Source organism: Paenibacillus sp. FSL K6-1122 (assembly GCF_037977015.1).
GTDB lineage: Bacteria > Bacillota > Bacilli > Paenibacillales > Paenibacillaceae > Paenibacillus > Paenibacillus amylolyticus.
In genome coordinates this window covers 5,771,394-5,796,005 of the sequence record NZ_CP150272.1, presented here as the reverse complement: position 1 = coordinate 5,796,005, position 24,612 = coordinate 5,771,394, and the positions used below count along the sequence as shown (strand labels likewise).

At 49.8% G+C, this 24,612-nt stretch carries 18 protein-coding genes; 11 read left to right on the top strand and 7 right to left on the bottom strand.

The features are described from left to right. Positions 1-63: 63 nt before the first annotated feature. The 3 genes from NSQ20_RS25985 to NSQ20_RS25975 are packed head-to-tail and all read left to right on the top strand — an operon-like array spanning position 64 to position 3,437. On the top strand, positions 64-1,437 hold the full coding sequence (locus NSQ20_RS25985) for a DEAD/DEAH box helicase (protein ID WP_076329012.1): 1,374 nt from the start codon (positions 64-66) through the stop codon (positions 1,435-1,437). A 27-nt stretch (positions 1,438-1,464) separates the two neighbouring features. After that, positions 1,465-2,217 carry an ABC transporter ATP-binding protein gene (locus NSQ20_RS25980; protein WP_076329013.1) on the top strand — a complete coding sequence of 251 codons (753 nt, stop codon included), beginning with the start codon at positions 1,465-1,467 and terminating at the stop codon, positions 2,215-2,217. Positions 2,218-2,219: 2 nt separating this feature from the next. Then, a complete protein-coding gene (locus NSQ20_RS25975; RefSeq protein ID WP_047841267.1) occupies positions 2,220-3,437 on the top strand; it encodes an ABC transporter permease in 1,218 nt (405 codons plus the stop codon). Between the two features lie 168 nt (positions 3,438-3,605). Here NSQ20_RS25975 and NSQ20_RS25970 read toward each other — a convergent pair whose 3' ends face one another. The 3 genes from NSQ20_RS25970 to NSQ20_RS25960 all read right to left on the bottom strand — a co-directional run bounded on the left by NSQ20_RS25970 (position 3,606) and on the right by NSQ20_RS25960 (position 6,044). Continuing rightward, positions 3,606-3,734, bottom strand: coding sequence for a hypothetical protein (locus NSQ20_RS25970; RefSeq protein WP_017692471.1), 129 nt, complete (start codon positions 3,732-3,734; stop codon positions 3,606-3,608). Positions 3,735-3,949: 215 nt separating this feature from the next. After that, positions 3,950-5,248, bottom strand: coding sequence for an aminotransferase class I/II-fold pyridoxal phosphate-dependent enzyme (locus tag NSQ20_RS25965; protein WP_076329015.1), 1,299 nt, complete (start codon positions 5,246-5,248; stop codon positions 3,950-3,952). 178 nt (positions 5,249-5,426) lie between these two features. Then, positions 5,427-6,044, bottom strand: a complete 618-nt coding sequence (locus tag NSQ20_RS25960) for a pyridoxamine 5'-phosphate oxidase family protein (protein WP_076329016.1) — start codon at positions 6,042-6,044, stop codon at positions 5,427-5,429. A 155-nt stretch (positions 6,045-6,199) separates the two neighbouring features. On the opposite strand from NSQ20_RS25960, the gene NSQ20_RS25955 reads away from it, so the two are divergent. Further along, positions 6,200-7,657: a PLP-dependent aminotransferase family protein gene (locus tag NSQ20_RS25955; RefSeq protein ID WP_076329017.1), complete on the top strand. Its 1,458-nt coding sequence runs from the start codon at positions 6,200-6,202 to the stop codon at positions 7,655-7,657. Between the two features lie 407 nt (positions 7,658-8,064). Continuing rightward, complete coding sequence (locus NSQ20_RS25950) at positions 8,065-8,850, top strand: AraC family transcriptional regulator (RefSeq protein ID WP_036605807.1); 786 nt, start codon at positions 8,065-8,067, stop codon at positions 8,848-8,850. Positions 8,851-9,197: 347 nt separating this feature from the next. Here NSQ20_RS25950 and asd read toward each other — a convergent pair whose 3' ends face one another. Beyond that, on the bottom strand, positions 9,198-9,989 hold the full coding sequence (gene asd, locus NSQ20_RS25945; protein ID WP_047841263.1) for an archaetidylserine decarboxylase: 792 nt from the start codon (positions 9,987-9,989) through the stop codon (positions 9,198-9,200). A gap of 85 nt (positions 9,990-10,074) precedes the next feature. After that, complete coding sequence (locus NSQ20_RS25940) at positions 10,075-11,205, bottom strand: YheC/YheD family protein (protein ID WP_076329018.1); 1,131 nt, start codon at positions 11,203-11,205, stop codon at positions 10,075-10,077. A 515-nt stretch (positions 11,206-11,720) separates the two neighbouring features. On the opposite strand from NSQ20_RS25940, the gene NSQ20_RS25935 reads away from it, so the two are divergent. Beyond that, on the top strand, positions 11,721-16,916 hold the full coding sequence (locus tag NSQ20_RS25935) for a WIAG-tail domain (RefSeq protein WP_076329019.1): 5,196 nt from the start codon (positions 11,721-11,723) through the stop codon (positions 16,914-16,916). A gap of 170 nt (positions 16,917-17,086) precedes the next feature. Here the strand turns inward: NSQ20_RS25935 and NSQ20_RS25930 are convergent, their stop codons facing one another. Together NSQ20_RS25930 and NSQ20_RS25925 are read right to left on the bottom strand one after the other, a co-directional pair. Next, complete coding sequence (locus NSQ20_RS25930) at positions 17,087-18,652, bottom strand: M4 family metallopeptidase (protein ID WP_076329020.1); 1,566 nt, start codon at positions 18,650-18,652, stop codon at positions 17,087-17,089. A gap of 44 nt (positions 18,653-18,696) precedes the next feature. Further along, positions 18,697-19,014, bottom strand: coding sequence for a hypothetical protein (locus NSQ20_RS25925; protein WP_127547053.1), 318 nt, complete (start codon positions 19,012-19,014; stop codon positions 18,697-18,699). A gap of 406 nt (positions 19,015-19,420) precedes the next feature. On the opposite strand from NSQ20_RS25925, the gene NSQ20_RS25920 reads away from it, so the two are divergent. Genes NSQ20_RS25920 through NSQ20_RS25900 form a run of 5 tightly spaced genes read left to right on the top strand, consistent with a single transcriptional unit; the run spans position 19,421 to position 24,564 of the window. Then, on the top strand, positions 19,421-20,377 hold the full coding sequence (locus tag NSQ20_RS25920) for a glycosyltransferase (protein ID WP_051449921.1): 957 nt from the start codon (positions 19,421-19,423) through the stop codon (positions 20,375-20,377). A gap of 41 nt (positions 20,378-20,418) precedes the next feature. Then, positions 20,419-21,531, top strand: coding sequence for a glycosyltransferase family A protein (locus NSQ20_RS25915; protein ID WP_179086548.1), 1,113 nt, complete (start codon positions 20,419-20,421; stop codon positions 21,529-21,531). Further along, positions 21,531-22,304, top strand: coding sequence for a glycosyltransferase family 2 protein (locus NSQ20_RS25910; RefSeq protein WP_047841258.1), 774 nt, complete (start codon positions 21,531-21,533; stop codon positions 22,302-22,304). The genes NSQ20_RS25915 and NSQ20_RS25910 overlap by 1 nt, the downstream gene beginning before the upstream one ends. Continuing rightward, positions 22,301-23,032, top strand: a complete 732-nt coding sequence (locus NSQ20_RS25905; RefSeq protein WP_076329021.1) for a sugar phosphate nucleotidyltransferase — start codon at positions 22,301-22,303, stop codon at positions 23,030-23,032. The genes NSQ20_RS25910 and NSQ20_RS25905 overlap by 4 nt, the downstream gene beginning before the upstream one ends. A gap of 5 nt (positions 23,033-23,037) precedes the next feature. Beyond that, on the top strand, positions 23,038-24,564 hold the full coding sequence (locus tag NSQ20_RS25900; RefSeq protein WP_340031182.1) for a GT-D fold domain-containing glycosyltransferase: 1,527 nt from the start codon (positions 23,038-23,040) through the stop codon (positions 24,562-24,564). Positions 24,565-24,612: the final 48 nt, after the last annotated feature.

Genomic DNA, 24,612 nt, shown 5'->3' with positions numbered 1-24,612 from the left:
CGGTTTTATATCCGTACAAGCAAGGCTAACATCAAAATGAATAAATTAAAAGGATGGACATACATGACGAATCAAACATTTGCTTCAATTGGCGTGGAACAGGATCTGGAGGCCGTTTTGGCCAAACATGGCATTAACGAACCTTCACCTGTACAGGCTCAGACGATCCCGGTTATTTTGGAAGGCCGAGATGTCGTATCCAAATCCCAGACGGGAACAGGAAAAACGCTGGCATATCTGTTGCCACTGTTACAATCCATCAAAATGGATATCAAAGGTACGCAGAAACTCATTATTGCACCTACGCAAGAGCTGGCGATGCAAATTGTACGTGAAGCGCAGCGTTATGCGGAAGAACGTAAGATTGGCGTATTGGGTCTAATTGGAGGTGCAGCGGCTAAACGTCAGATCGAGAAGCTACGTGAGCATCCACAATTGGTTGTGGGTACACCGGGACGACTGAAGGAATTGATTACACTCAAAAAACTGAAAATGCACAACGTTTCCACCATTGTTATCGATGAAGCGGACCAAGTGTTCCAACTTGGCGGCGTAAGTGACGTGAACTTTGTACTCAAGAGCGCATTGCGGGACCGTCAGCTGATCTTCCTGTCAGCAACCATTGATGAGCATACGGCTGGACTCGCAAAGCGTGAGATGAAAGAGCCTGTTCAGATCGGAATTGAACCGGATCGAGCTACGGCTGCGGGCCTTGAGCATTATTATTTTGTAGAAGAAAACCGTAACAAAATTGACATGCTGCGTCGTCTGGTTAGACAGTACAATCCGGATCGGGCGATCGTATTTGTGAATGCAACTGAAGATATTGGTGAAGTTGAAGCAAAAATGAATCATCTGGGCTTGTCCGCTGCTGCGCTGTATGGGGATGCTGATAAAGTGACCCGCAGTAACGTATTGTCTGCCTTCCGTAATGGCAAACTTCAGTTGCTGATTGCCAGCGAAGTGGCTGCCAGAGGACTGGATATTGAAGGCTTGCCAATGGTCATTAACTATGACCCTGCCTTTGACTCGGAGCACTATGTTCACCGTGCAGGTCGTACAGGCCGTATGGGACGCTCGGGTATCGTTTTGTCCATTGTGGATGAAACACAGATCTTTATTATGCGTAAATTCGCACGCGAACTCGGAATCGAACTGTCAGAACGTGTACTCTTTGGCGGTAAAGTACTGGAGGCTGACCCGCGTCCGGACACGCGGCCTGAGGGACATTCGTTCTCCAGAAAACCAGGACAATCCAGAGATCGCAAACCAGGTCAGGGCAATCGTAATGGGGGAACCAAAGCTACAATCTCCAATTCGCGTCCGGCAGGTAGCAAACCAACGGGTAATACAGGCCGCACGGAGCGCGACCAGGATCGTAAAAACAAAGGAGCACCCAAGTGGAGTAAAGATAAAACGCCACGCTCCGAAGAATAGAATCTGACGAAAGGGGTGCAGGGATAGATGGAAAACGTTCAATCGCCTGTTCTGCAAATCAGCGGGTTAAGCGGAGGTTATAGTGCCAAACGGCCAGTCCTTCACGGAATCAATCTGGAAGTTGGACGTGGAGAGATGGTCGGACTAATCGGCTTAAACGGTGCTGGCAAAAGCACAACCATGAAACATATCCTCGGCTTGATGACCCCTCAACAGGGCGAAGTGCGAGTGATGGGCAAGAAGCGGGACGAGGATGCGCAGATCTACCAATCGGCTATGGCATTTGTACCGGAATCACCCGAACTGTATGATGAGATGACAGTGATGGAGCACCTGGAGTTTACGGCAAGAGCGTACAATGTGTCAGAGGCTGATTTCAAACAACGTACGGAGAAACTGCTGGAACTGTTCCGTATGAATGAGAAAAGTACAAGTTTATCGACTCACCTGTCCAAGGGGATGCGGCAAAAGGTCATGATCATGTGTGCTTTTGTGGCAGGACCACCACTGTACATTATTGATGAGCCTTTCCTGGGCCTGGACCCGCTGGGTATTCGCTCTTTGCTTGATTTTATGCTGGAGATGAAAGCTTCGGGATCATCCATCCTGCTCAGTTCACACATTCTGTCCACGATTGAAAATTACTGTGATCGTTTTATCGTTCTGCACCGTGGGCAGGTTATTGCTCAAGGGACGCTGAATGAACTGCGCTCCCAATTCGGGGAATCGGATGCCACGCTGGAGCACATGTTCTATTCCCTCGTACAAGGCAGGGATTGAGCATGGATCTCAAGCTGCTATGGAAGCAAAGACGCACAGGATTCTGGAACGGAATTCTTCCTTATCTGGGTTATGTGATCCAGAGCGGTGTAGCTATGGTCTTTTTATTTCTTGTCATTGCGTTCTCCGCCTGGTATACATCGTTTGTCCAGAACATTCCGGCGGAATTTCCGATTCGCTGGGTTGCATTGCTGCTGCTGGCACCACTAGTGCTGTTTAGCAGTTATCGTACATATCTGCTTCCGGCAGATATTGTGTTCCTGCGACCACAGGAATACCGGATGCAGGAGTATTTGAAGAACAGCTTTGCCCGGGGCATCATCTATAAAACTCTGGGCTTGCTGCTTGTATTTGTTACACTGTGGCCGCTCTATGTCAGAGCAGATCTGGATGCACGGCCATTTGGCTGGTTCATTGTGTTCCTGCTGCTGTGGAAAGGGTTGTCCAGTTATGGAGCATGGCAAGAGCTAAGAATGGTTCAGGTCGGTGCGGCAAGAGGATATCGTCTCTTGCGATGGGCTCTGGCAGTGCTGGCGGTTGGCGCTTGGCTGTGGCAGCCACCGCAGCGCAGCGTCTGGTTCCTGCTGTTGCTGGCTGTTGTCTACATCGTCGCCTTGCGTATACCGGTGAAACATCGTGTAGCGTGGGAACGACTGATTCAGGTAGAGCAGGGTCAGGCTGGCAGGGTTATGCGGACGCTTGGCTGGTTTGTGGATGTACCTTCATCCGGACAGAAAGTAAGTTCGCGTCGCTGGCTTAGCAAATTGGGGAGTGGTCTTCCCTGGAATGCAGGGAAAGCTTACCGTTACTTGATAACCAAAACGTTTGTTCGAACCGAAGTGTTCTCAATCGTGTTACGCCTAGTTGTACTGGGCATGTTACTATCCTGGTGGACAGCAGGCAGCTACTTTGGTGTCGGGGTGTATCTGTTCTTCCTGTTGCTTGCAGGTGTTCAGTTAGGTGCGCTGCGTCGCAGTCATAGTGAATCGTTCTGGATTATGATCTATCCAATCTCGGGTGAGAGTCGTCGTTCTCAGGTGTTGGGATTCATATTCCATCTACATGCACTGGCTGCATTGCTCATGTGGTTGCCTATGCTGGCTGCCGGAGCAAGCGGACTGACTGTCACCGGAGTAGCGCTTATTTTGGGTATACTGGTGATTGTGATCATGCGGCGTTCGCAAGGTAACAAGTGGTTGAAGGAAGAAGAGGACGAGTAAACGATCGGACACCTGACCAACTCGGATTATTACATTGGGTTCATCAGTGAGAGGTACAAAAGATAACAAAAGAAGGGTATGCCGGGCTGTATCCCGGTATACCCTTCTTTGTGCTGTAATGGAATCATGCAATCAGATCACTTGGTTCTGCGCAAGTGTGTATTGGTACTAACAGAGGAACGATTTAGTGATGATTACGAGCAAGATGAACAGAACGAGAATAGCACCTGTGTTTGTAAATCCTCCGCCGTAACCGCCGCATCCATAACCGCCTCTTGTATCTTCAACTCCAGACATGGTCATTCCCCTTTCAAGTGGTTGTTTGGCACGCCCTTGCGTACATCGTATATTATGTGCCATGGGGGTAGGCTGATTGGGCCGATGCCCGGTAAAGCCAGAAATTAAAGCTTTTGGGCTGATAAAACACAAAAGAACCCTTCGTATATTCAGTGACATGAAGCGTCGCCGTTATACAAAGGGTTCTTATATTATTTAGGGTACAGGTCTGTTAATTAAGTCGTCCGCAGATCCTGAACTCCACGATAGATGGTTTCATACAGATCTTCCAACCCGGATTCTTCAATACAGGAGAAGGCGATTCGAAGATCCGATTCACCCAGCGCGATTGTACCCACACCATATTTGTGCAGCAAATGGCTTCGAAGTTCTTCAGCGCCAACTTCTTTCAGCTTCAGGCACATGAAGTAACCGGAGTTGAACGGATAATAGTCCCATGCATCTCCATACTTGCCGCTATCGAGAATGGCTTTTACCTTATTGGCACGGCCTTTTATAATCTCGAACTTCTCCTGTTTCTGTGCTTCAAACTCCGGTGCTTTGAGCGCATCCAGTACAAAAGTCTGGGAAGGATGCGGGCCACTGGAGATCGTTGCCCGGATAATACCGAGTGTTTTTTGCTCCAATGCATGCAGAACAGCTGCATCTTCATGGGCATACGTAATGAATCCAACGCGGAAGCCCCATACGAATTCTTCCTTGGTTGCACCATCCACTTTTACGGTCAACACACGTGGATGAATGTTGGCAAGTTTGCCAAACAGGGATTCATGAATGGAATCTTCGAAGAACAGTCCGAAGTAGGCATCATCTGTTACAGCAACCACGTTAACACCGGCTTCAGCTGCCTGAAGAATCGTGTTCACAATGGCATCTGCTTCTTCGGCTCCAGGCGTATAACCTGTTGGGTTATTCGGGAAGTTGAGCAGAACGATCGCTTTACCTTTGTCCTTTTGATCAAGCAAAGCCTGAAGCAGACCCTCACTGTTGAAGTTCAACTGATCATCGAACAGGGGATAATGAACCAACTGGCCATGACGACGAATTCCGAAGGTCAGCTCGTAATTTTCCCAGTTTTTATCCGGATATATGACAGCGTCCCCTTCATCGGCGAACAGGTCGGCTACGATACTTAGTCCATGGGTTAATGCATTGGTTACAATTGGATTGCCAAACGTTTTGCCTTCCAGAGAAGGTGTTTCCTTCAGCATCTTGTCTCTCCAAACGGTCCGCAATTCAGGTTTGCCTGCAGGTGGAGCGTAAGGATACAGATCCTTTGGTTGGAATGCAGACAGCTTCTCCTGAATAACCTGAAGATGCATCGGCACACCACCCTCCAGGGCGATACCAATCGTGGCATTATGGGTCTTGGCCAAGCTTGCTGCTTCAGCAGATTGACTCAAAATCCCCTCTTTAGGAAAATAAATTTCTTTGCCAAGCTGTGACAGCATGGAGTAGACGTGACTGCTGCCTGTCTGAATACTTTCGTTCAACTGTTCAGCCAGTGGATTCATTCTTTTCATCCTTCCAAGTCTTTGTGATTCAACTGCCTAACATTATATCACCTTGACATGCCCCCGTCACGGAAATTACGCAATATGACAGTTATATCACTTTACCGCGTTGTTGCAGAGGGTTTTCGGGTGGGTTATCGTTGTATTCGACCTTGGAGTAATCCTCAAGAAATGAAACTTATTGCTGATGAAATGGACAGTATTTCCGCATCATTTCAGCAGTTTCGGCATCTCTTCCTTCATTGCGCTGTTCCAGTTCACCACTGATATGATCGAATCGTTCACTCGAGAGGTTTTGTCCAAATTTAAACTTGGCGCTGATCCGTTCAGGACTAATTCGGACTACGGCTACAGCTTTGAGGTTTCCTGTGTAACGCGAGTCAGTAGCGTCAATGGGTACATATCCGCCTTGCGGCTGGAGTTTTTCCATAAATCGTTGCAGTACCTTACCTTTGATGTCCAGATCTTTAACCGGTTCAGCCTGACCAAAGGCCATGACACTTTTGAAGAAAGAAGTTGCCGGACAAGCCAGCTCAGGATCACTGAAGTAGGATGGAATCAGGGAGAACTCTTCAGCTACTGTGAAACTGACCGACGAATCCTGTTTGATCTGTTTCATCTTCTCACCAGCCAGACTGCCGTGGAAATAAAAGCAACCGTCCATATATACGAAATTCAGCGGTGTAACCCGTGGTTGTCCTTCCGGGCTGACCGTGCCCAGAAACCCGAAGGAGCACTGATCCAGAAATGCGGTAATTTCCTGTTCTTCATCTACTGTGAATTCTTTCCGTCTCATGTGTATTCCCCCATCATTGAATGTATAATAGAACGCCATATCTTATGGATAACAATAGTTCATACATTGACAATGAAATAGATCCAATTTACATTCACTTTAGTAGGCCAATTAGTCAGGGATAACAGATGAAGACAAATGAAGAGAGGTGCATGATGGAATTGTGGCTGCCGATGGATACCTATGAACTTCAGCATCGATACAAGTATGAGGCACTGTACCATGCGTTACGTGATGCCATTCATGCAGGCACATTGGTGGGAGGCACGCGGCTTCCTTCCACCCGTGAGTTGGCAAGGCAATATGAGATGTCACGTGGTTCGGTAGCTCAGGTATACGACATGTTGCTTGCGGATGGTTATGTCCATGCACATCGGGGAAGAGGTACATTTGTCACCGAAACATTATCCACTCAGGAAAATGAAAAACAGGAAGCCGTTCTCAAGTTGTCTCCCTGGGGCGAACGAGTACAGAGGTTGAATACGCAACATGAAATCCTGCGGACTCAGATGTCTTCACCGAAGGCGTCCGTCATTAATTTTCAAATGCAGCGCATGCCTGCAGAACATTTCCCGTTAGGGGAGTGGAAGAGTGCACTCGCTGCGGTTCATCGCAGTGGTTGGCGAGAATCAAGCGGTGTAGCCGGTGATCCGGAGCTGCGTGAGGCCATCGCCTCCCATCTCAGATGGACACGTGGTATTCAGGCTGAACCATCTCAGATTGTATTGTTCAGTGGTTCAATGCAAGGCATCACCCTGCTATCTCAACTGCTGATTACGGAGAATACAGCAGTTGTATTGGAGAATCCGGGTTATCCAGGCATCGCCCATGCCGTCAAGTCCTGTGGTGGGCATATCATCTCGGCAGAGGTGGATACCGCAGGCATTATACCTCAGCCTTGGGAGGCACAGACGTTATTTGTCACCCCTACCCGGCAGTTTCCAACAGGGGCCGTGCTGGGATTGGACAGAAGACGTGCCTTGCTTGCTTGGGCCTCAAAGCGGAATGCGGTCATCATTGAAGATGATTATGACAGTGAATTCCGATGGGGTGGAAGACCAATTGAACCCCTCAAAGTGCTTGATCGTGAACAGCGCGTCATCTACGTTGGTTCATTCTCACAAACGATGGTGGCTTCGTTTCGACTTGGCTACGCCGTCCTGCCACCTGGTCTGGTAGAACCTCTGCTTGCCGCCAAGGCGTTGTATGAACCGGTACCTCCGGCACTGCTGGAGCAACGCGCACTGGCAAAGTTTATGACCAGAGGAGGTTACCTGAGACACTTACGGCGGTTAACCCGGTTATATGGGGAACGGCATGATTTTTTTGTCCGAGAGATGGAACTACAGTTGCCGGAAGCATTCAAGATGCAGCTTGGTGATGCAGGACTGCATATCTACGCTACCTGGAATGGGGATGTGGACAGTTATCAGCGATTTAAAAAGCTTGCTGAGGAGGATGGCGTATTGTTCCGTGATGCAGAGCGATATCGTTTGACTTCAGGTCATCCGGCGGCCTGTTTTGCTTTTGCACATCTGGAGAAAGAAGAGATGACAGAGGGAATCCGGCGAATGCGGCTAGCCTGGGAGAAGTGCACATTTTCGTTTCGGTGAATTCCGCTGTATAATGGGATAAGACATTTCGCTCCTGTAGGAGCAGAGATCATATATGAGCAAGTTGTATTTAATCATGCTATACAAGTTGAACAAATTATTTACACGAAAACGTAGAGGGCAGAAATAACCTGAAGAAGCGGAGCGTTCGCCTAAAAGCTTTCTGAAGGAAAGCTACATCGGAAGCATACGCTATCGTCAGATTTTCACCTTTGTAAAAGTGAATCAAAAAATCTGGGGATAACAGCGATCGGAAGGTTGTTCTGTCATCGAAGTGGCAAGTGTAAATGTTCTTTAGTTCAATTTCTATAGATACTGAAATACATATGGCCTTGATTGAAGAAGTGAGATTCAGATCAGAATGATGCCATATGCAGAGAGATTAACTATCAAGGGGGAGTGGCGACATGCTGCAGGCATCGCCGTCATCATTTGTTATTTTGCCCGCTGTCGCCAAAATTGTCTGTGAACCGGGCTGGAAGTGGCAGAAACGGGAAAAACCGATGCAAAACTATGATTTATTTTATGTATGGAGTGGTGAAGGAACGCTTGTACTGAATGACCAGTCGTATGAAGTTGGCAAGGGGAGTTGTTTTTTGTTCAGGCCAGGAGATCATCCTACTGCAACACATAATAAGCAAAAACCGTTGGTACTTACGTATATTCACTTTGATGTGGACGTGCCTGTTGCTGACGTTCCCCAGTCCTATCGCGAGGTACAGGAAACGGTAGAGTTTGAGCACTTGCTGGCACGTTATGTAAGACTGTTCTTATCGGATGTGTACGGACGTGATGAAGAGAGCCGATTGATTCTGAAACAATTGATGATTCATTTGCTTCGCGCTGATACGGAAGAACCTGTGGAGAAAAAGGTAAGCAACCAGTTGTCCGATGTCATCCAGGAGGTCGCCAATTATGTGCGTCAGCATCCGGGGATTACGCATCGGGTGGAAGATCTGGCTGCGCGGGCTGGCTTATCGCCCCGATACTTCTCGATCAAGTTCAAGGAACTGGTGGGATCATCGGTGCAATCTTATATTATCCGCATGCGTATTGAACGGGCGGAACATCTGCTGGTGCATACCGGCATGAATGTGACCGAAGTGGCGGATGCTCTGGGCTACCGGGATATTTTCTTCTTCAGTCGTCAGTTCAAGCAGTATACCGGCAAAAGCCCGTCCGAGATTCGTTAAAATTCTAATGAGAAAAACAGGAAACCGTTTCAAGTCTGGAATGCAAGGGTAATTATCTAGCATTCCAGATGACCAAAAGGGGGAACTTGTGATGAACGGAAAACGTCGGGTCCGCAACCGGGGATGCTCTACGAAGGGATGCAATATTTTCCGGAACCGTCTGCGTCGCTTCAAACCGGCAGAGGACTTGCAAGATGTGTGGTTTTGAGGAGAACTCAGCAGACCAATAACGACGGAGCGAGGCTTCGTATTGCATGTATATATGGATGAATATGAATTCATAAAGAGGATGGCGCAATACCTGGTTACAGGTGTTGCGCCATCCTCTTTATTTGCGTATGGACTCATTAGTTCTTCGGTTTCAAACGACCAAGCAATGCACCCATTTTGACCGAATCGCCTGGCTGTAAGCCCGGGTTTGGTTCGAATGTGCCACTCTGCGTCAGCAGAACAACGGTGGAACCGAATTCAAAATAGGCCAGATCATCGCCTTGTGCCCAGGTACTTGTGTCCGTATCAGCATATTGTATGCTACTCACGTTCATCGCACCTACTTTGACAACCGCCACTTCACCGTAATCATGTGCGATATACGTAATGAGTCGTTCGTTTCGACTAAGCACGGATCTCATATGGGTCAGGCCAAAGTCATTCACGGGATAAACTTTGCCCTTGATGTGTTCGCTCTCTATTTTGCGGCCGCTGACAGGTGCATGAATGCGGTGATAATCGCGAGGGCTGAGATAGAGGACGAACCCGTACCCGTGCTTGTACTTCTCCAGATGGGGAGAATGGTTTAATAATTCAGCAAGTGTATAATTTTGTCCCTTAACATTCAGGAGTGTCCCTGCAGATATTGGACCGGCTGCCGTAATCTTGGCATCTACCGGGCTGATCAGTGCATGCTCTGAAAGTTCCAACGGGCGCATGCCCGGCTTTAATTTGCGGGTAAAGAAATCGTTCAGTGAACGGTATTCCTTCCAGTCTTTCTCGGCCTCCTGAACAGGGATGTCGTAGGTCCGGACAAAATAAGGGATAAATGCCTTACTTCCCCGGCTTTTGGAGAAGGCTCCCACGGTCCGGGAGATCCATTTGCGCGAAGAAAGCTCGGTCATTAATCGCAACAGCGTTTTTGCCATGAATATCCCCCTTAGGGTTAATGCGAACTTCAAGGCCGGCAAGACCGGCCGTTCTGCATAATATTGACACAGAATGCACACGAAATCAATATAGTCTCCTATCGTATGTCTGCGGTTGTCTCGGAATTCTTGAATTCTGTTCCAGCAGCAGACGCCCATAAGCCATCGGTTTGCTGTACGTTGCCTTCCAGTGTTCCGACATTCCCGCCTTGCGAAAACCGTAACGCTGATCCCGTCCATTGCATTCAATAAAATAGATCTGGCCGCTGCGCGTTATCCCGAGATCAAGACCCAGATCAGCCAGATGTGGCAGACTGGCCGCCAGGTTCTGAGCAATCCGAAGTGCAACGAGTCCGATTCTGTATTCCAGTCGAGCCAAGTCGAAGCCAGATTCCCCTAATCCAAGGGCCTCTGCGAGCTTCATGACTTTACCGCCCTGGGCGATATTGCTGACAAACGTATGGGCAGGAGCCGCTTTGGCAAACATGCCTGTTATTCCCCAGAGACCATCGCCGCCACGTTGTACAGATACCCGCAAATCTACTGGCCTGCCCTCATAACGTACCAGTGGGATACGCTCTTCAATGAGGTAAGCATGGCGAAAGATCCGCCTTAGGGTGGCGGAAGGAAGCTGTCCTTTGCTCAATCGGAAGGTAGCCCACCCTTTGCGTGCCGCCTTCGTCTCACACGTTAGTTTCCACTGTCCATCTCGCTCGAAGACTCGCATAATCCCATGACCGATGCTACCGCTGCATGGTTTGATGACGAGGTCATCATATTGTTGCATCATATAGGCCAGAGACTCTGGCGTAGCTTTAACTGCATGGGGCAAGTGTTCTCGCAAGGCGGGGTCCTGCTGAAGCATGTCATGAATGTGATCTTTACGGTACCGGTTGCGAACGTTGAATACCTGAATACCCTGCAACATCAGCTTGGTAATCTGATGCTGTTCCGTCCGGCGAAGCTGGAGTGAGCGGTTATGAATGACGGAGGGCAGTGGCATGCGCTCGCGAACATATCTGCCTTCTTTTTTTACATAGGCAAGACATGTTTTTTGATCCGAATCGATATCTTCCAGCCTCAAAAAGCAGGGGGTTAATCCATAACTGGCCGCTGCCTGTTCATAATTCGCGAGTGATTCCTGACCGGTCCTTCCGGCCGGTATCCCCCGGTACATGCGTGAATCGAACATAATGCCGATCGTTTCTTGGAGCATGACCGTTCCTCCTTCGATGTTATCGCGACCATGGATCGTCCATTCATGGAATGCCGGCCTGTCACCGCATGGCTCAGACATCGCGATAACGCAGACCGGTGTGTAAGATGCATCGCCAAGCACTAGTGCTTGCTCAAGGCGTGTCTAAAACTCTGAAGGAAGCAGGTTTTGCCGAATCTTCGTTCCAAGCAAGGAGGTTTTCCGCAGGCGTGCCGGGGCACGGCTAGGGAAAGTGACACAGCAGGGGGCGAAAAGACGGTGAAAGATGCACTTCAGCGAGTTTTCAGACACGACCTAGATATAATATCCTATGACATGACTGGGACGGGGGCGTGGACAGCCGCCTTTCCTCTGCAGCCCTGACACGCCTATTTCCACGAAGATCATCGAACCTTCCTGTCTTGACGCCTGTACATTCGTACTCTGGAATCCGCAAAAGTCATAAATGAAGTGGCAGATGCCCATATGGAAGCATATGATGCCGGAGACGAACGTTAGAGGAAGGAGCAAGCTGCATGAGTAAAAATGGCAAAAAGAAGGTTCCGACGCCGAAACTGCGGCATGTGAGCCCGAAATACAAGGAATTGGAACTGACTGATCGCCGGGCAGACAAGATGAACTCAGGTTTCACTGTGAATAGGGAAGAACGCTTGAATACGAATAAAAGGGATTCGAGAGTTGTTCAGGAGTCGGAAGAATTCCTATTCGACTCAATGGAGCTACCTGCTTCAACAAACGAGCTGGAAGAGTTAGAGATCGAAGCCGAAATCAAGCCGGAACCCGTAGAGTCTGATAGCAAGGAAATCGAGACAGAAGATAGCTCGGATAAGCAGATTCAGGTTAGCAGCGTGGCTCCGCTTGTTCTGGAAGAAGAGGTGGGTATCATCAAGCAAGAAACAACAAACAAGGACCGGCTGCAGATCCTGAACCAGAACCAGATGCCGGGTCATACCGGACATTACATCTACACGGACGACTTGAGTGAATTTGCTGTTACGGAGAGCAAGTTGGCTCCTTTCTCTGTAGATGCCTCCAAGCTGAAACCGGATGCGGTCGGCAGTGAAGCATTGCAGGATTATGCGGTGACCAGCATTCACATTGCAGACGGGGCCATTGTTTCAGCGAAACTTGCGGAAGCGTCTGTATCTGAGGAGCACCTGATTGACGGTTCTGTGTCTGGTCACAAAATACGAAATGCTTCTATTGCAGGCGAGAAAATCAGAGATGGCAGTATTACTTCTCAGAAGCTTGGCAACCAGGCCATCGATTCGGCCAAAATTGCCGACGGTTCCATCAGCACAAGACATCTCAGCCGCATGCTGGTAACGGAAGAATTAATCAAGAATCATGCCGTAACTGGAGACAAGATCGCGATTAGCGGGGTGGATACAAGGCATCTCACGGGAGGAGCTGTGAATACCTCCAAACTGGCTGACGATGCAGTGACTACAACCAAAATTCGTGAGGCTGCTGTCACAGGCAGCAAAATCGAAGAACACTCCATCGAGTCTCACCATATTCAGGCAGGTGCTGTTAAACAGACACATCTGGCAGAAGGGTCTGTCGGTCGTTCACAACTATTAAATGGCAGTATTGGAAGTGACCAGATAGAGGATGGATCCATACAAACAAGACATTTAGCTGAGGGTTCACTAACTGGAAGACATCTGCTGGACGGTTCAATCGGATCAAGTCAGATTCGAGCTCATTCCGTTGGCAAGGAGCAGATTGGTAATGGAGAAGTGGGCAGTGAGCATTTGACAGAAGGTGCAGTAACCAGTAGCAAACTGGCAGACCAGTCTGTCGGAACAGCAAAATTGCTGGAGCAGTCCATTACGGCATCCAAGATCTCTGATCAGAGCGTCATTTCTTCCAAAATTGCGGATGAAGCCGTACAGGGTAAACATCTTGCCAAAGGGTCCATTCGTGCGGAACACATTGCAAATCGGGGAATTACGCCGGTACATGTGGACAATTCCGCAATTCACTCTATTCACATTGCAAGTGGAAGCATCGAGGCAGCTCATCTATCTGCCGGAAGTGTGTCCGGAGACGCTCTTGCAGACGACGTGGTGTGTGAGCGGCATCTTGCAGAGTCGGCCGTGGGTACGTATGAATTGCAGGATGCTGCCGTTACAGACGTTAAACTTGCGGATGGAAGTGTGACAACAGAAAAGCTTGGAACGGCATCGGTGAGTAGCAGAGCGCTTGCCCCGGGAAGTGTTATATCCTCGCATCTTGCGAGTGGTGGAGTCACAGGGACACATCTGGCTCCAGGCAGCGTGGGTTCCGAGGCCCTGAGACCTTATGCAGTGAAATCGGAACACTTGACAGAACATGCCGTAGGTGTACCTCATCTTCAGCCGGGCAGTGTTGAAACGGATGCGATTGCACGGGCCGCGGTCACAACAGACAAATTGGCTATTGATAGTGTAACTTCAGCCCAGCTGGCTGGCGGGTCCATTTTTCCGCCTCATCTAACAGATCATGCGGTTACCTCCCCCAAGCTCTCACCAGAAAGTGTTGCCACAGATAAACTGGCGGATTTTGCTGTCACGTCAGCTAAACTGGCAGACGGCAGCGTGACTTCTTCCAAAATTATGGCAGAGAGCATTAACGCCAAACATATTCCAGCAGGAACCATCCGCGGATATCACCTGAAGCAGCATGCCGTTTCACTGGAACATTTGTCGGAAGAAATACGCTCGCCGGAATTATTTGCTGATGGCAGTATTACCGGCAACAAACTTCAACATGGCTCCATAAGTGCGGACCATTTGACAGCAGACTCGGTATCCGGGACAGAACTGCAACAGGCTGCTGTAGGTAGCGAGCACTTGCAGCCATCCGTTGTACAATCCGTCCATCTGGCTGAAGGCAGCGTGAAATCTGACCATTTGGGGACTCAAGTAGTGAGCTCACAGCATCTGAAGCCAGACATCATTCATGAGGAGCATATTGCTGAACAGGTGGTCACATCGCATCACTTGGCACCTGGATCTGTCGAAACAGACCATCTGGCACCTTTATCCATTACAGCGGCTCACCTTCAGCCAGGTTTGATCAGTGGTTTGCATCTTCAGGCAGAGTCGACAAGTGCTGTTCACCTACAGCAAGGAGCTGTGCATTCCCGTCATATTCAAGATGGTGAAATTCTTCCTCATCATATCCATGAACGCAGCATCGGAACATCTCATCTGGAAGAAGAAGCGGTAAGTACGATTATTTTGCAGGATGAATCTGTAACACGCTCCAAACTAGCAACGGGTAGTGTGGATGGCAGCAAATTAGCCGCAGAAAGCGTATCGGCTACTCACATTGCCAATGAAAGTGTGCAAACCCGTCATATCCAAGAAGGCGCAATCCTTGCTGATCATATTCAAGAGTGCAGTATTGGCTCAGTTCATCTGGATGAGGAGTCTGTAAGTGCAGTTCATTTGCAAAATGGATCTGTAACAAGTGCCAAACTGGCGGATGGCAGTATCAACGGCAGCAAATTGCTTGAAGGAACCGTATCGGGGGTTCATATTGCGTCCGAAAGTGTGCAAACCGGGCATATTCAGGCTGGGGCCATTCATGCTGACCATATTCAGGAGCGGAGCATCGGCACAACCCATCTGGAGGAGGAAGCAGTAAGTGCGATTCACCTGCAAAATGGATCTGTCATCAGTGCCAAACTGGCCGACGGCAGTGTAACCGGCAGCAAGTTGATCGAAGATGCGGTGTCGGGAATCCATATCGCTTCTGAAAGTGTGCAATCCCGCCATATCCAGGCAGGAGTAATCCTTGCTGACCATATTCAGGAACACAGCATTGGCATGCTTCACTTGGAACAGGAAGCAGTAAGTGCCATTCATCTGCAAAATGGATCTGTAACAAGTACCAAGTTGGCCGACGGCAGTGTAACCGGCAGCAAGTTGCTCGAAGGAGCAGTATCAGATATCCACATTGCAGACGATAGTGTGCAATCCAGTAAGATTCAGGCAGGAGCCATTCATGCTGATCATATTCAAGAGCGGAGCATCGGCACAGCACATTTGGAAGAGGAGTCTGTAAGTGCCATTCATTTGCAAAATGGATCTGTAACGAGTGCCAAACTGGCGGATGGCAGTATAACTGGCAGCAAGTTACTCGAAGGTACGGTATCCGGGATTCATATCGCATCGGAAAGTGTGCAATCCGGGCATATTCAGGCAGGAGCTATTCATGCTGGTCATATTCAGGAGCGAAGCATAGGCACAGCCCATCTGGAAGAGGAAGCCGTAAGTGCGGTTCATCTGCAAAATGGGTCCGTAACAAGTGCCAAATTGGCTGACAGTAGCATTAGTGGCAGCAAATTGCTCGAAGATACTGTATTGGGGAGCCATATTGCGTCGGAAAGTGTGCAAACTCGCCATATCCAGGCAGGAGCGATCCTTGCTGATCATATTCAGGAGCACAGCATTGGTACGTTCCATCTGGAAGAGGAAGCAATAAGTGCGGTTCATCTGCAAAATGAATCTGTAACGAGTGCCAAACTGGCGGATGGCAGTGTGAGCAGCGACAAACTGCTTGAAGATGCGGTGTCGGATGTCCATATTGCCAATGGAAGTGTGCAATCCCGTCATATCCAAGAGAAAGCCATACATGCTGACCATATTCAAGAGCGAAGCATTGGGATCTCCCACCTCAAAGCCGAATCGGTAAGTTCGATTCATCTGCACAATGGTTCCATAACAAGTGCCAAAATGGCTGACGGCAGTGTAAACGGTAATAAATTGCTTGAAGGTGCGGTATCGGCTATCCACATAGCCGACAAAAGTGTGCAAACTCGTCATATCCAGGATGGAACCATTCTTGCTGATCATATTCAGGAACGCAGTATTCGCACAACTCATCTGGAAGAGGAAGCAGTAAGCGGGATTCATCTGCAAAATGGGTCTGTCACCAGTGCCAAATTGGCCGATGGCAGCGTGAACGGCAGCAAACTGAGTGAGCAGAGTATTACCTCTAATCATTTGAATGCGGGGATTGTAGGTCCAGCGCATCTGAGCGAAGAGATATGGAATGCGATTCGTCAGTTCAGTGGAGAAACGCTGGAGCAGCTGGCAGCTATCAAAAGACAAGAGGGATTGCTTCAATCAGAAAATGAGGTTGTACAGCAATCACAGCAGGTAATCGTCGAGGCATTACCGAGTGCTGGTCTGGAGCAACAACAAGAGCTGGTATCCCAAACAGATCAGCTTGGCGAACTACCGGCAGCTTTGTTCACAACAGAGCCGGCAGAACAGGCTCAGCAACCACAGCTAGAACAGTCACAGGAGATCGCTGGAACTACGGAGTTTATGTTAAGTGAACAATCGATTAAACAGGAGCATCTGTGTGATGATGCCGTGGGCAGCAACCAGTTGCAATCGGGGGCAGTTCAGGTCAAACATCTGGCCTTTCAGCCCGTTCGCAGCGTAAGCAAACAACCGGTTGTACAACAATTCGGGATGGAAGCTTTTGTACTGCCAGAGAGTGAAGTATGCACAGAGGTAACTGTTGTTTTTGAAGAATCATTTGCTTCAGAACATTATGTGATTGTGGGCATGAGTAATGATCGGGGATTCCAGATTTCCCTGCTCTCGCAGAGTGAGGATGAAGCGGTTCTTGAAGTGTCACGTACGGCAGATTGCAAGCATACGTACGGATTGTTGTCATGGATTGCTGCGGGACCTTCGCAAGGATAGTGCAGGATTGTATCCGTAATAAACAAATGACAAAAGCGGTGTCCAGAGTTGTCCGGGACACCGCTTTTGATTGATATCAGCTTAATCCGTTCGGACGGTGAGGGGTGTCTGAACGTTTTGTTACCATTATGAAGAGTACATTATAAGTTCAATTACAATAAAATAAGATTTTACAGGCCTACAGCTTGATATGCTTTGGTAATAGCAGTAGCTTCAGCGGAAGTTGCTCCGTACAGATCTTTGGCTGCTTGAATGGTAGCTGTTTTGGCAGCGGCAAATTTGGACGTTGGTGTCAGGTAGTTCACCAGTGTGCTGTAGAAAATCTGGATCGCTTTATCCCGACCGATTCCGGTAACAGTCACACCATTATGTGTTCCGCCTTGAGCAGCAAGGAAATAGGCTTTATTGATGATACCACTGTTGATATGGACACCGCCGTTGTCCTGTGAGCCTGTGTAGCGATCGCTGTATTTGTCAGGTTGACCATACAATGTAGGGTTGGAGAGGGAGCGCAGAGCATCTCCTGGAGTGTTAGGTGTGTAGATATCATCACCGAGCAGCCAGTTTTTGCTTTGGATCGTATTACCGAAAATATCGGCAAAGGCTTCATTGAGTGCGCCTGGTTCATTGCGATATTCCAGGTTGGCTGTATATTCAATAACACCATGCGTCAATTCATGGCCCACAACATCCAGATCACCTGACAGGGATCGGAACATCGTTCCATCGCCGTCACCAAAGACAATCTGTGCCCCGTTCCAGAAGGCGTTATTGTAATTGGAGCCGTAGTGCACGGTTGATCTGATCAACAATCCGTTACCATTAATACCGTTACGGTTGAATTTGTTTTTGTAGAAATCATACGTAGCAGCCGCATGAGCGTGAGCATCTACACCTGCACGATCGGTCCATACATTATCCGAATCCGTGAGCAAGCTACCAGGCAGTGAGGAGCCATTGTTCGCCGTGTACGTTTGGATGCCATTGCCGCGAGTGGTGTCTTTCAGTTGGAAGGTGCTGCCGGATTGGGTGGTTGTCAGGGTTTTGGTATCTCCAAGCACACCTGTACCTGTTCCAGTAGCAAAGTTAATGAGGTCAAACTGGGATACGATACTGCCATCCACTGCGTTAATGAAATATTTGGTCCGTAGAGGGGCAGGTTCCAGTACGTTTACTTCCGTAATGTAAACCAGATACGTCTGTCCATCTTCTTCATGATGGTAGATGTTCAATTCAGCTTGAGGTGTGATTTCCGCGGCACCAAGCTCTCCAATCCGGGAGGTTGCTTCTTCGGTTGCAATACGGATCGCGTCTTCTCCGCTGATCTCGGCTACACCATCATTCGGAATGGCCTGCTCTTCAATCGGTGGAAGATCGCCAAGTGCGGAGCTCACGGCTCCGGTTTTGTCCAGGTGGACCGTCTGTTCTGCACCATAAACCGGGATACCTTTAATATACTGTTTCAGGCGGAAGTGTCTTACGCCAGATGTATCTGTGTTTCTTTTGACAATTTTGAGCTGGGATTTCACATCGGAATTCAGGAATTGTTCCTGCTGTCCGAGGTAATTAAAGATAGTGTCATCTGTTCCACTGTTCAATGGAATACCCTCCTCAGAGGCATAAGGGGCCTGAAGTAGAATGGATTGATCAGACACTGGAGCTGCAGTAGCAGAGGACACGGAAGCGAGCAAAAGAGCTCCTCCAAGAATTGTTGGCATAACTTTGGCAAATTTCATAGTAAACTCTCCCATTCTTAAACTTATTTTTGGTTGGAAAATGTTCATGCCAGTCTCGGTTGGAATTCCGTCTGCAACTTGGGCAGCGCGGAGCGTGGGGCTAGACCTGAAGCGTGGAATGAGACAAGAAACGATTGGAACAAAATCGGCTTGGCCTTAGCTCGGGAAGTGTTAAGCACGACACCAAACAAAAAGGATAACCGTTTATTCAGTTCAACCCGAAGGTTGAATCGTCTATTGTGTTCCTCTTTCAGAAAGCCGGGGGTTGTCCAATTGCGCAGGTAGAAGATACGTTCACGGAAAACTGGGGTGTTCAATCCGGGTTTACGTAAATGACAAAGGCAGTGTGTTCTGAACGGCATCACTCCTCTCAAGAGTAGAATGTATCTGCTTAACAAGATCTGTGAATGAGGTCATAATCTAATCAACCTAAGGTCAATAAATTGATTTAAAAAATATAGGGGAACTTATGTTCACCACAAGGTTATTTTTGTAAATAAAACTGCTTGGAACGTATATTATCACAATGTAAAACTTTGGAAAAGATACAATTTTAGATTTTTGTTAAATTTGTGTCTGAAGTAGGGGAGAGGTAGCGTTTTTCACATATTTTGACGTATTTTGTCTAAAAGAAAGGCCTGTACCCTCGTGTTCACAGGGAGAACCTGCTTAGTGCAAGGACAAACGCCGTTTCCACTGCTCCACGAATACATAGAATAACGTGTACTCCCTTGGCATGCCGATGATCGAATGCGGGAGGTGAAACTGTTGCGCAAAACCCGTACCACAGCACGTTATGCAACCCGATCCAATGTGACACGAAGAAAAACAGTGCTGAAGAAACGAAGATGGAAGTCTGGACACAAAAAGGGTACAAAGGCCTATACGTTCGTTATTCCATCCAAACAGCTGATGTTACAGGCTAAGGATGGAGGAGAGAATGGAGCGGAAAATGGCATGAGTGATGCTCCTTCACACAGAGATGTTTCTCAGGGACCGATGCTCTCGGTCATTATCCCTGCTATGAATGAGGAGAAAAGGATTGGTGCAGTTGTCCGTGAAGCGCTGCGGATATGCCGTGATGCTGAAGTGCTTGTCGTTGTGAATGGTTCAACAGACGGTACGGCAAACGCAGCCAAACGGGCTGGAGCACGAGTGCTCACGTATGCCGAAGCACTGGGGCATGATGGAGGACGAAAAGTAGGCGCAGCGGAGGCGCGCGGTCAGGTATTGTTATTTACTGATGCAGATATCGCAATTCCCGCAGAGCACCTTGCACCTTACGTGAAGGCTGTGCTGAAGGGAACGGATGTGGCGCTTAACGACTACCATGGGCCGGTCACTCATCATCCCGTTCATCCGGTAGTGGAGGCCAAACACATGTTGAACAGCATACTCGCAAGATCCGATCTCCGGGGGGCATCCATGACAGCAATTCCACATGCAATAAGCCGAAAAGGGCTTGAGGTCATGGGGATATCCTCACTGGAAGTTCCGCCACTCGCACAAGCGAAGGCAGTGATCGGAGGACTTCGGGTACGCGCTGTTCATCACGTACCTGTGGGTAGAATGAATGCAGTACGAATCAAGAAGCGAAGCGGACCTGATCTGCTAAGTCAAGTGGTACTGAATGATCATATGGCAGCGATTAAGTGGATTACGGATACGCTCGGTCCCCGCGGAGGTTATACCGATCTGCAACGTGTTCGCAACCTGGCGAGGTAAGCATGTCGCATCGGATGATGCAGCATGCTGGAGGTGAGGAAATGAAGGGACGTTCAGGGGTTGTCCGCCGCAGGCGGACAACAAGTAGACCAACGACAGCAGGAAGAACAGTAATGAACAAGCGTCATAGGAACAAGAAACATGTAGATATTCAAAAAAAAAGAAGAAGCCGAGCAAAGTCTGGCCCAGTAAATCTGCACTTGATGTGGAAAGCGGGGCAAGTTGCAGGAAGCGAGGCAAAGGCAAACAACACAGTATCAGAAGAACATGCACGTCTCGTATGGAATGCACACGCGTCAAACGTTGCGGAGCTAAGCAATTTCGAGCTAGCTCTGAAGGCAGGTAAGGCATTTATGCAAGGTTATGCTCAGGCCTCGGGACATTCATTCCAGATCGTGCCACTACCTCTTCGTCATTCGGCTGCTGCCATTGTCTGTGCCTGTAATGAAGAACACACACTGGGGCAGGTGTTATTGCAACTAAAGCGGTTGCCTCTGACGGATATTATTGTGGTACTGAATGGAACGACAGATGACAGTTTGAAGCAGGTACTAAGGCAGCCGGGACTTACAGTAATCTATGAACCGGATCGGGCAGGACATGATGTGGGCCGGGCACTTGGAGCCAAGATGACGGATGCGGAGACGGTACTTTTTGTGGATGGAGATATGGTCGTATCGGCTGAACAGCTTGCACCCTTTCTGTTCGCGGTTGATCGGGGACAGGATGTGGCGTTGAATAATTTGACGTCTTTGCTGCCTGCGTTTGCAGGGCAGGATGAGGTAAGCCGGATCAAAGCATATCTGAACCGAACATTAGGCAGGGCAGATCTGGGTTCCAATTCCATGACAGCCGTGCCTCATGCATTATCTCGTCGTATGATTCAGACCGTGAAGCCAGCATCACTGGCCGTTCCACCTAAGGCACAAAGTCTAGCTATTCAGCATGGAATGAACGTCTCGGCACCAAGTCAGGTGGATGTTATTCGTTCCAATCGGTTGCGTCCTGGTAACACGGGAAGTGGGAATGATGTCGCCAAATTGATCATCGGAGATCATCTGGAGGCACTGGCTACATTGCTGGGTACAGGTTGGAATCCAGCCCAGGCACATACACTCTCCCGTGTAGAAGTCGCTTACAGGAGGAACGCCTAATGACACTGACGAGTATGATTATCCCAACTTACAATGGGCTGGATCTGATCAGGCCCTGCATCGATGCCATACGTCAATACTCGGGCGATCCTGCGTCATATGAAATTATCGTGGTAGATAACGGTTCGACGGATGGAACGGCTGAATATTGTGCGCTGGAGCGAATTCGATTTGTAAGGTTCCCGGACAATCGGGGGTTTCCGGCAGCGTGTAACGCTGGACTTCGTGCAGCTTGCGGGGATGAGTTGTTGCTGTTGAACAATGATGTTACGGTCACGCCCCGTTGGCTGGAGAACCTGCGAACGGCTCTGTACAGTGACGCAAGTATTGGAATCACGGGTCCTGTTACGAATTATGCAAGCGGCATCCAGCAGATTAAACTGCAGTTTCGGGACATGGAACATTTTCAGGAGTTGGCCAATTCCAATAATGTTGCGGATTCTTCAAGGTGGAGGGAAGTACGCCGGATCGTCGGTCTGTGCATGCTGATGAAACGAGATGTCGTGGAATCGGTTGGACTGCTTGACGAGGCATATTCTCCGGGACACTATGAGGATGACGATTATTGTTATAGAGCAAGATTGCAGGGATATCGCCTGCTGGTATGTGGAGATGTTCTCGTGCACCATCAGGGAAGTGCCAGCTTCCAGAAGACAGATCCGGTAGCGTGGAAACAGCTGCTTGAGCGTAATCGTTCGATTTTTATGAACAAATGGCATGTCGATCCGCTTGAATATATGGACATATCCGATGAAGGAGGGAACGTGGAATGAAAGGTGTAATTCTTGCCGGCGGAACAGGAACTAGACTGTATCCGCTGACCCGGCTCATTAACAAACATCTGCTTCCAGTCGGTAAACATCCGATGATTATGTATGGCATCGACAGGCTCCGCCAGGCAGGCATTGATGAACTATTGATTGTAATCAACAAACATTCGGCCGGGTTATATACAGAGTATCTTGGTGGGGGAGCGGATCATGGGGTCAAGTTGACTTATCGCATTCAGGAAAAGGCAGGCGGGATTGCGGAAGCGTTGGATCTGGCGACCACTTTTATCCTTCCTGGCGAAAAATTCGTTGTGCTTCTCGGTGATAATCTCTTCAGCGATGATCTGAAGCCTTATGTGGATCGTTACATGCAGCAACCTGCTGGTACAGCACGAGTTCTGCTCAAAGAGGTGGATGATGCACGACGTTACGGGGTGCCTGTTTTTGATTCAAAGCATCCAGAGCGAATCTCGTACATTGAGGAGAAGCCAAGCCACCCGAAAACCTCTTATTGTGTGACGGGCATATACATGTATGACGATCATGTATTTAACCTGATTCGCAACATTGCGCCGTCTGCGCGTGGAGAACTTGAAATTACGGATGTGAATAATCACTACGCGTCTGCTGGCGGACTGGAATACGACATTTTGCAGAAATACTGGAGTGATGCAGGTACATTTGAATCGCTCCAGGAAGCAGCTGTCCGTATGAAAGGACAATTGCCCTAAAATATATGCGACTGATGCTGCCGCTGTGCGGTGCCCCATGGGAGCAGAACACTCTGCGCCGGAGCTGGAAGGATGCTCCGGCGCTTTGCGCAGCGACAATCCTCGTGCATGCCAAAGGAGGGAATGGCGTGAGAGTAGTGACACGCACCGGGGCCGCTAAGGCCTCCGTGTCGGGTAAGCCCCGGGGCATCCACCCGGCCGTATTTATGGGCAGTGGCACTCCGGCAGCAGCAGGTACAGGGTCTGCTGGGGTCAGAGGTGTGAAGTCAGGGAAACGGAGTACCCCGATCAAAGCGGGTACATCTGCCGGCGCATCGCATAAGGCTGCTGCAAGGAAAGCGAGCAGCACAGGCAGTGTTGTTGGCAGAGCAGGCAAAGCTGGGTCTGCGGGCGCGAGCAGAGCGGCAAGAGCCAGCCGCACCGGCAAAGGCAAAGCCGGCCTGCGCCGGGCCACTGCTGGGCGCAGGCCTGCATCAGCGCGGGGCCGGCGTGCCGCTGCCCGCGCCAAGCAGCGCACGGCGATGCGCCGTGCGCCCTTGCCAGCACCGCAAGCCAGCACGCCACCGGCGATGCCTGCCAGCGGTGCTGGCCCCGCCCCGCGCCAGGCGACACACCCGAAGGGTGTCGCCCCCGCAGGGCGGGGAGGCGCTGCCGGCGCGAAGGGCTTGCCGCCTCCGCCCGCGGAGCACGCAGTGCAGGCGGAGGCTGTGCCCGGCGGCTACGCCGAGGGCTACCGCGACGGCGTATTCGCCGGCGGGGAGGCGCTGGTGGCGCAGCACATCCCGCCGGATCACATTCTGCCTGCCGTGGCGGCGGCAGATCTGATCGCGGCGGGATTCCGCCAATACGCGCCCAGCCTGGCCCGGCTGTCCAGCCCGCATGAGATGGCTGGACACATCACGGCGGCGCTGGATGCGCAGCGCCCTTTGTCTGTCGTTCGCCTCGGAGATGGCGAACTGCTCACGCTGGCAGCCGATACGGTGCTGCCAGGCCACGAAGTGCAGGAGCTGGCACCGTTTCTGCCCTATGCAGGGGTGCCATGCTCAACCCCCGACATCCGCGCGATGCTTGCGGAAGCCATACAGGCCGCCGACTGGGTTGGCGTGCCGATCTCGCGGGCACCGACATTCCAGGGGCTGTTATTCCCGGTATTGCGCCACTTCGGGATCGACTGGTCCCGGTTGAAATTGACCAGCTCCACGATCAATTACAGTCTGCATCAGTCCGGCCTGGTGTTGCCCTTACTGCAAGGACGGCGGGTTCTGCTCATAGGCAGCCAGGCACCAGAGCTTGCGGCACTGCTGCATAACCGGGGGATTCATGTCACAGGCATCATTGGTTCTGTGGCGGGAGTCATGGATATTCCAAAGGTGATGCAGCAAACCGCAGAACATGCTTTTGATATCGCGTTGGTGGCGGCGGGAATTCCGGCGGTCATTCTGTGTCGGCGAATTGCAGGTGAACTCGGCAAGGTCGCTCTGGATTTTGGACATTTGGCTGACAAACTGGTAACAGGAGAGCTTCAACTCTAGTGGACCGTCCGGGGGCTGGTTATGTGCGTGTTGGCCTCACGGACAAGT

Excerpts from the sequence above, each read along its gene's own strand:
- NSQ20_RS25955 (WP_076329017.1), top strand. The coding sequence starts at position 6,200 with ATGGAATTGTGGCTGCCGATGGATACCTATGAACTTCAGCATCGATAC.
- NSQ20_RS25940 (WP_076329018.1), bottom strand. The coding sequence starts at position 11,205 with ATGCTCCAAGAAACGATCGGCATTATGTTCGATTCACGCATGTACCGG.
- NSQ20_RS25905 (WP_076329021.1), top strand. The coding sequence starts at position 22,301 with ATGAAAGGTGTAATTCTTGCCGGCGGAACAGGAACTAGACTGTATCCG.
- NSQ20_RS25960 (WP_076329016.1), bottom strand. The coding sequence starts at position 6,044 with ATGAGACGGAAAGAATTCACAGTAGATGAAGAACAGGAAATTACCGCA.
- NSQ20_RS25965 (WP_076329015.1), bottom strand. The coding sequence starts at position 5,248 with ATGAATCCACTGGCTGAACAGTTGAACGAAAGTATTCAGACAGGCAGC.
- NSQ20_RS25975 (WP_047841267.1), top strand. The coding sequence starts at position 2,220 with ATGGATCTCAAGCTGCTATGGAAGCAAAGACGCACAGGATTCTGGAAC.
- NSQ20_RS25970 (WP_017692471.1), bottom strand. The coding sequence starts at position 3,734 with ATGTCTGGAGTTGAAGATACAAGAGGCGGTTATGGATGCGGCGGTTAC.
- NSQ20_RS25900 (WP_340031182.1), top strand. The coding sequence starts at position 23,038 with ATGCGACTGATGCTGCCGCTGTGCGGTGCCCCATGGGAGCAGAACACT.
- NSQ20_RS25925 (WP_127547053.1), bottom strand. The coding sequence starts at position 19,014 with ATGCCGTTCAGAACACACTGCCTTTGTCATTTACGTAAACCCGGATTG.
- NSQ20_RS25985 (WP_076329012.1), top strand. The coding sequence starts at position 64 with ATGACGAATCAAACATTTGCTTCAATTGGCGTGGAACAGGATCTGGAG.
- NSQ20_RS25930 (WP_076329020.1), bottom strand. The coding sequence starts at position 18,652 with ATGAAATTTGCCAAAGTTATGCCAACAATTCTTGGAGGAGCTCTTTTG.
- NSQ20_RS25935 (WP_076329019.1), top strand. The coding sequence starts at position 11,721 with ATGAGTAAAAATGGCAAAAAGAAGGTTCCGACGCCGAAACTGCGGCAT.
- NSQ20_RS25910 (WP_047841258.1), top strand. The coding sequence starts at position 21,531 with ATGACACTGACGAGTATGATTATCCCAACTTACAATGGGCTGGATCTG.
- NSQ20_RS25915 (WP_179086548.1), top strand. The coding sequence starts at position 20,419 with ATGAAGGGACGTTCAGGGGTTGTCCGCCGCAGGCGGACAACAAGTAGA.
- asd (WP_047841263.1), bottom strand. The coding sequence starts at position 9,989 with ATGGCAAAAACGCTGTTGCGATTAATGACCGAGCTTTCTTCGCGCAAA.
- NSQ20_RS25980 (WP_076329013.1), top strand. The coding sequence starts at position 1,465 with ATGGAAAACGTTCAATCGCCTGTTCTGCAAATCAGCGGGTTAAGCGGA.
- NSQ20_RS25950 (WP_036605807.1), top strand. The coding sequence starts at position 8,065 with ATGCTGCAGGCATCGCCGTCATCATTTGTTATTTTGCCCGCTGTCGCC.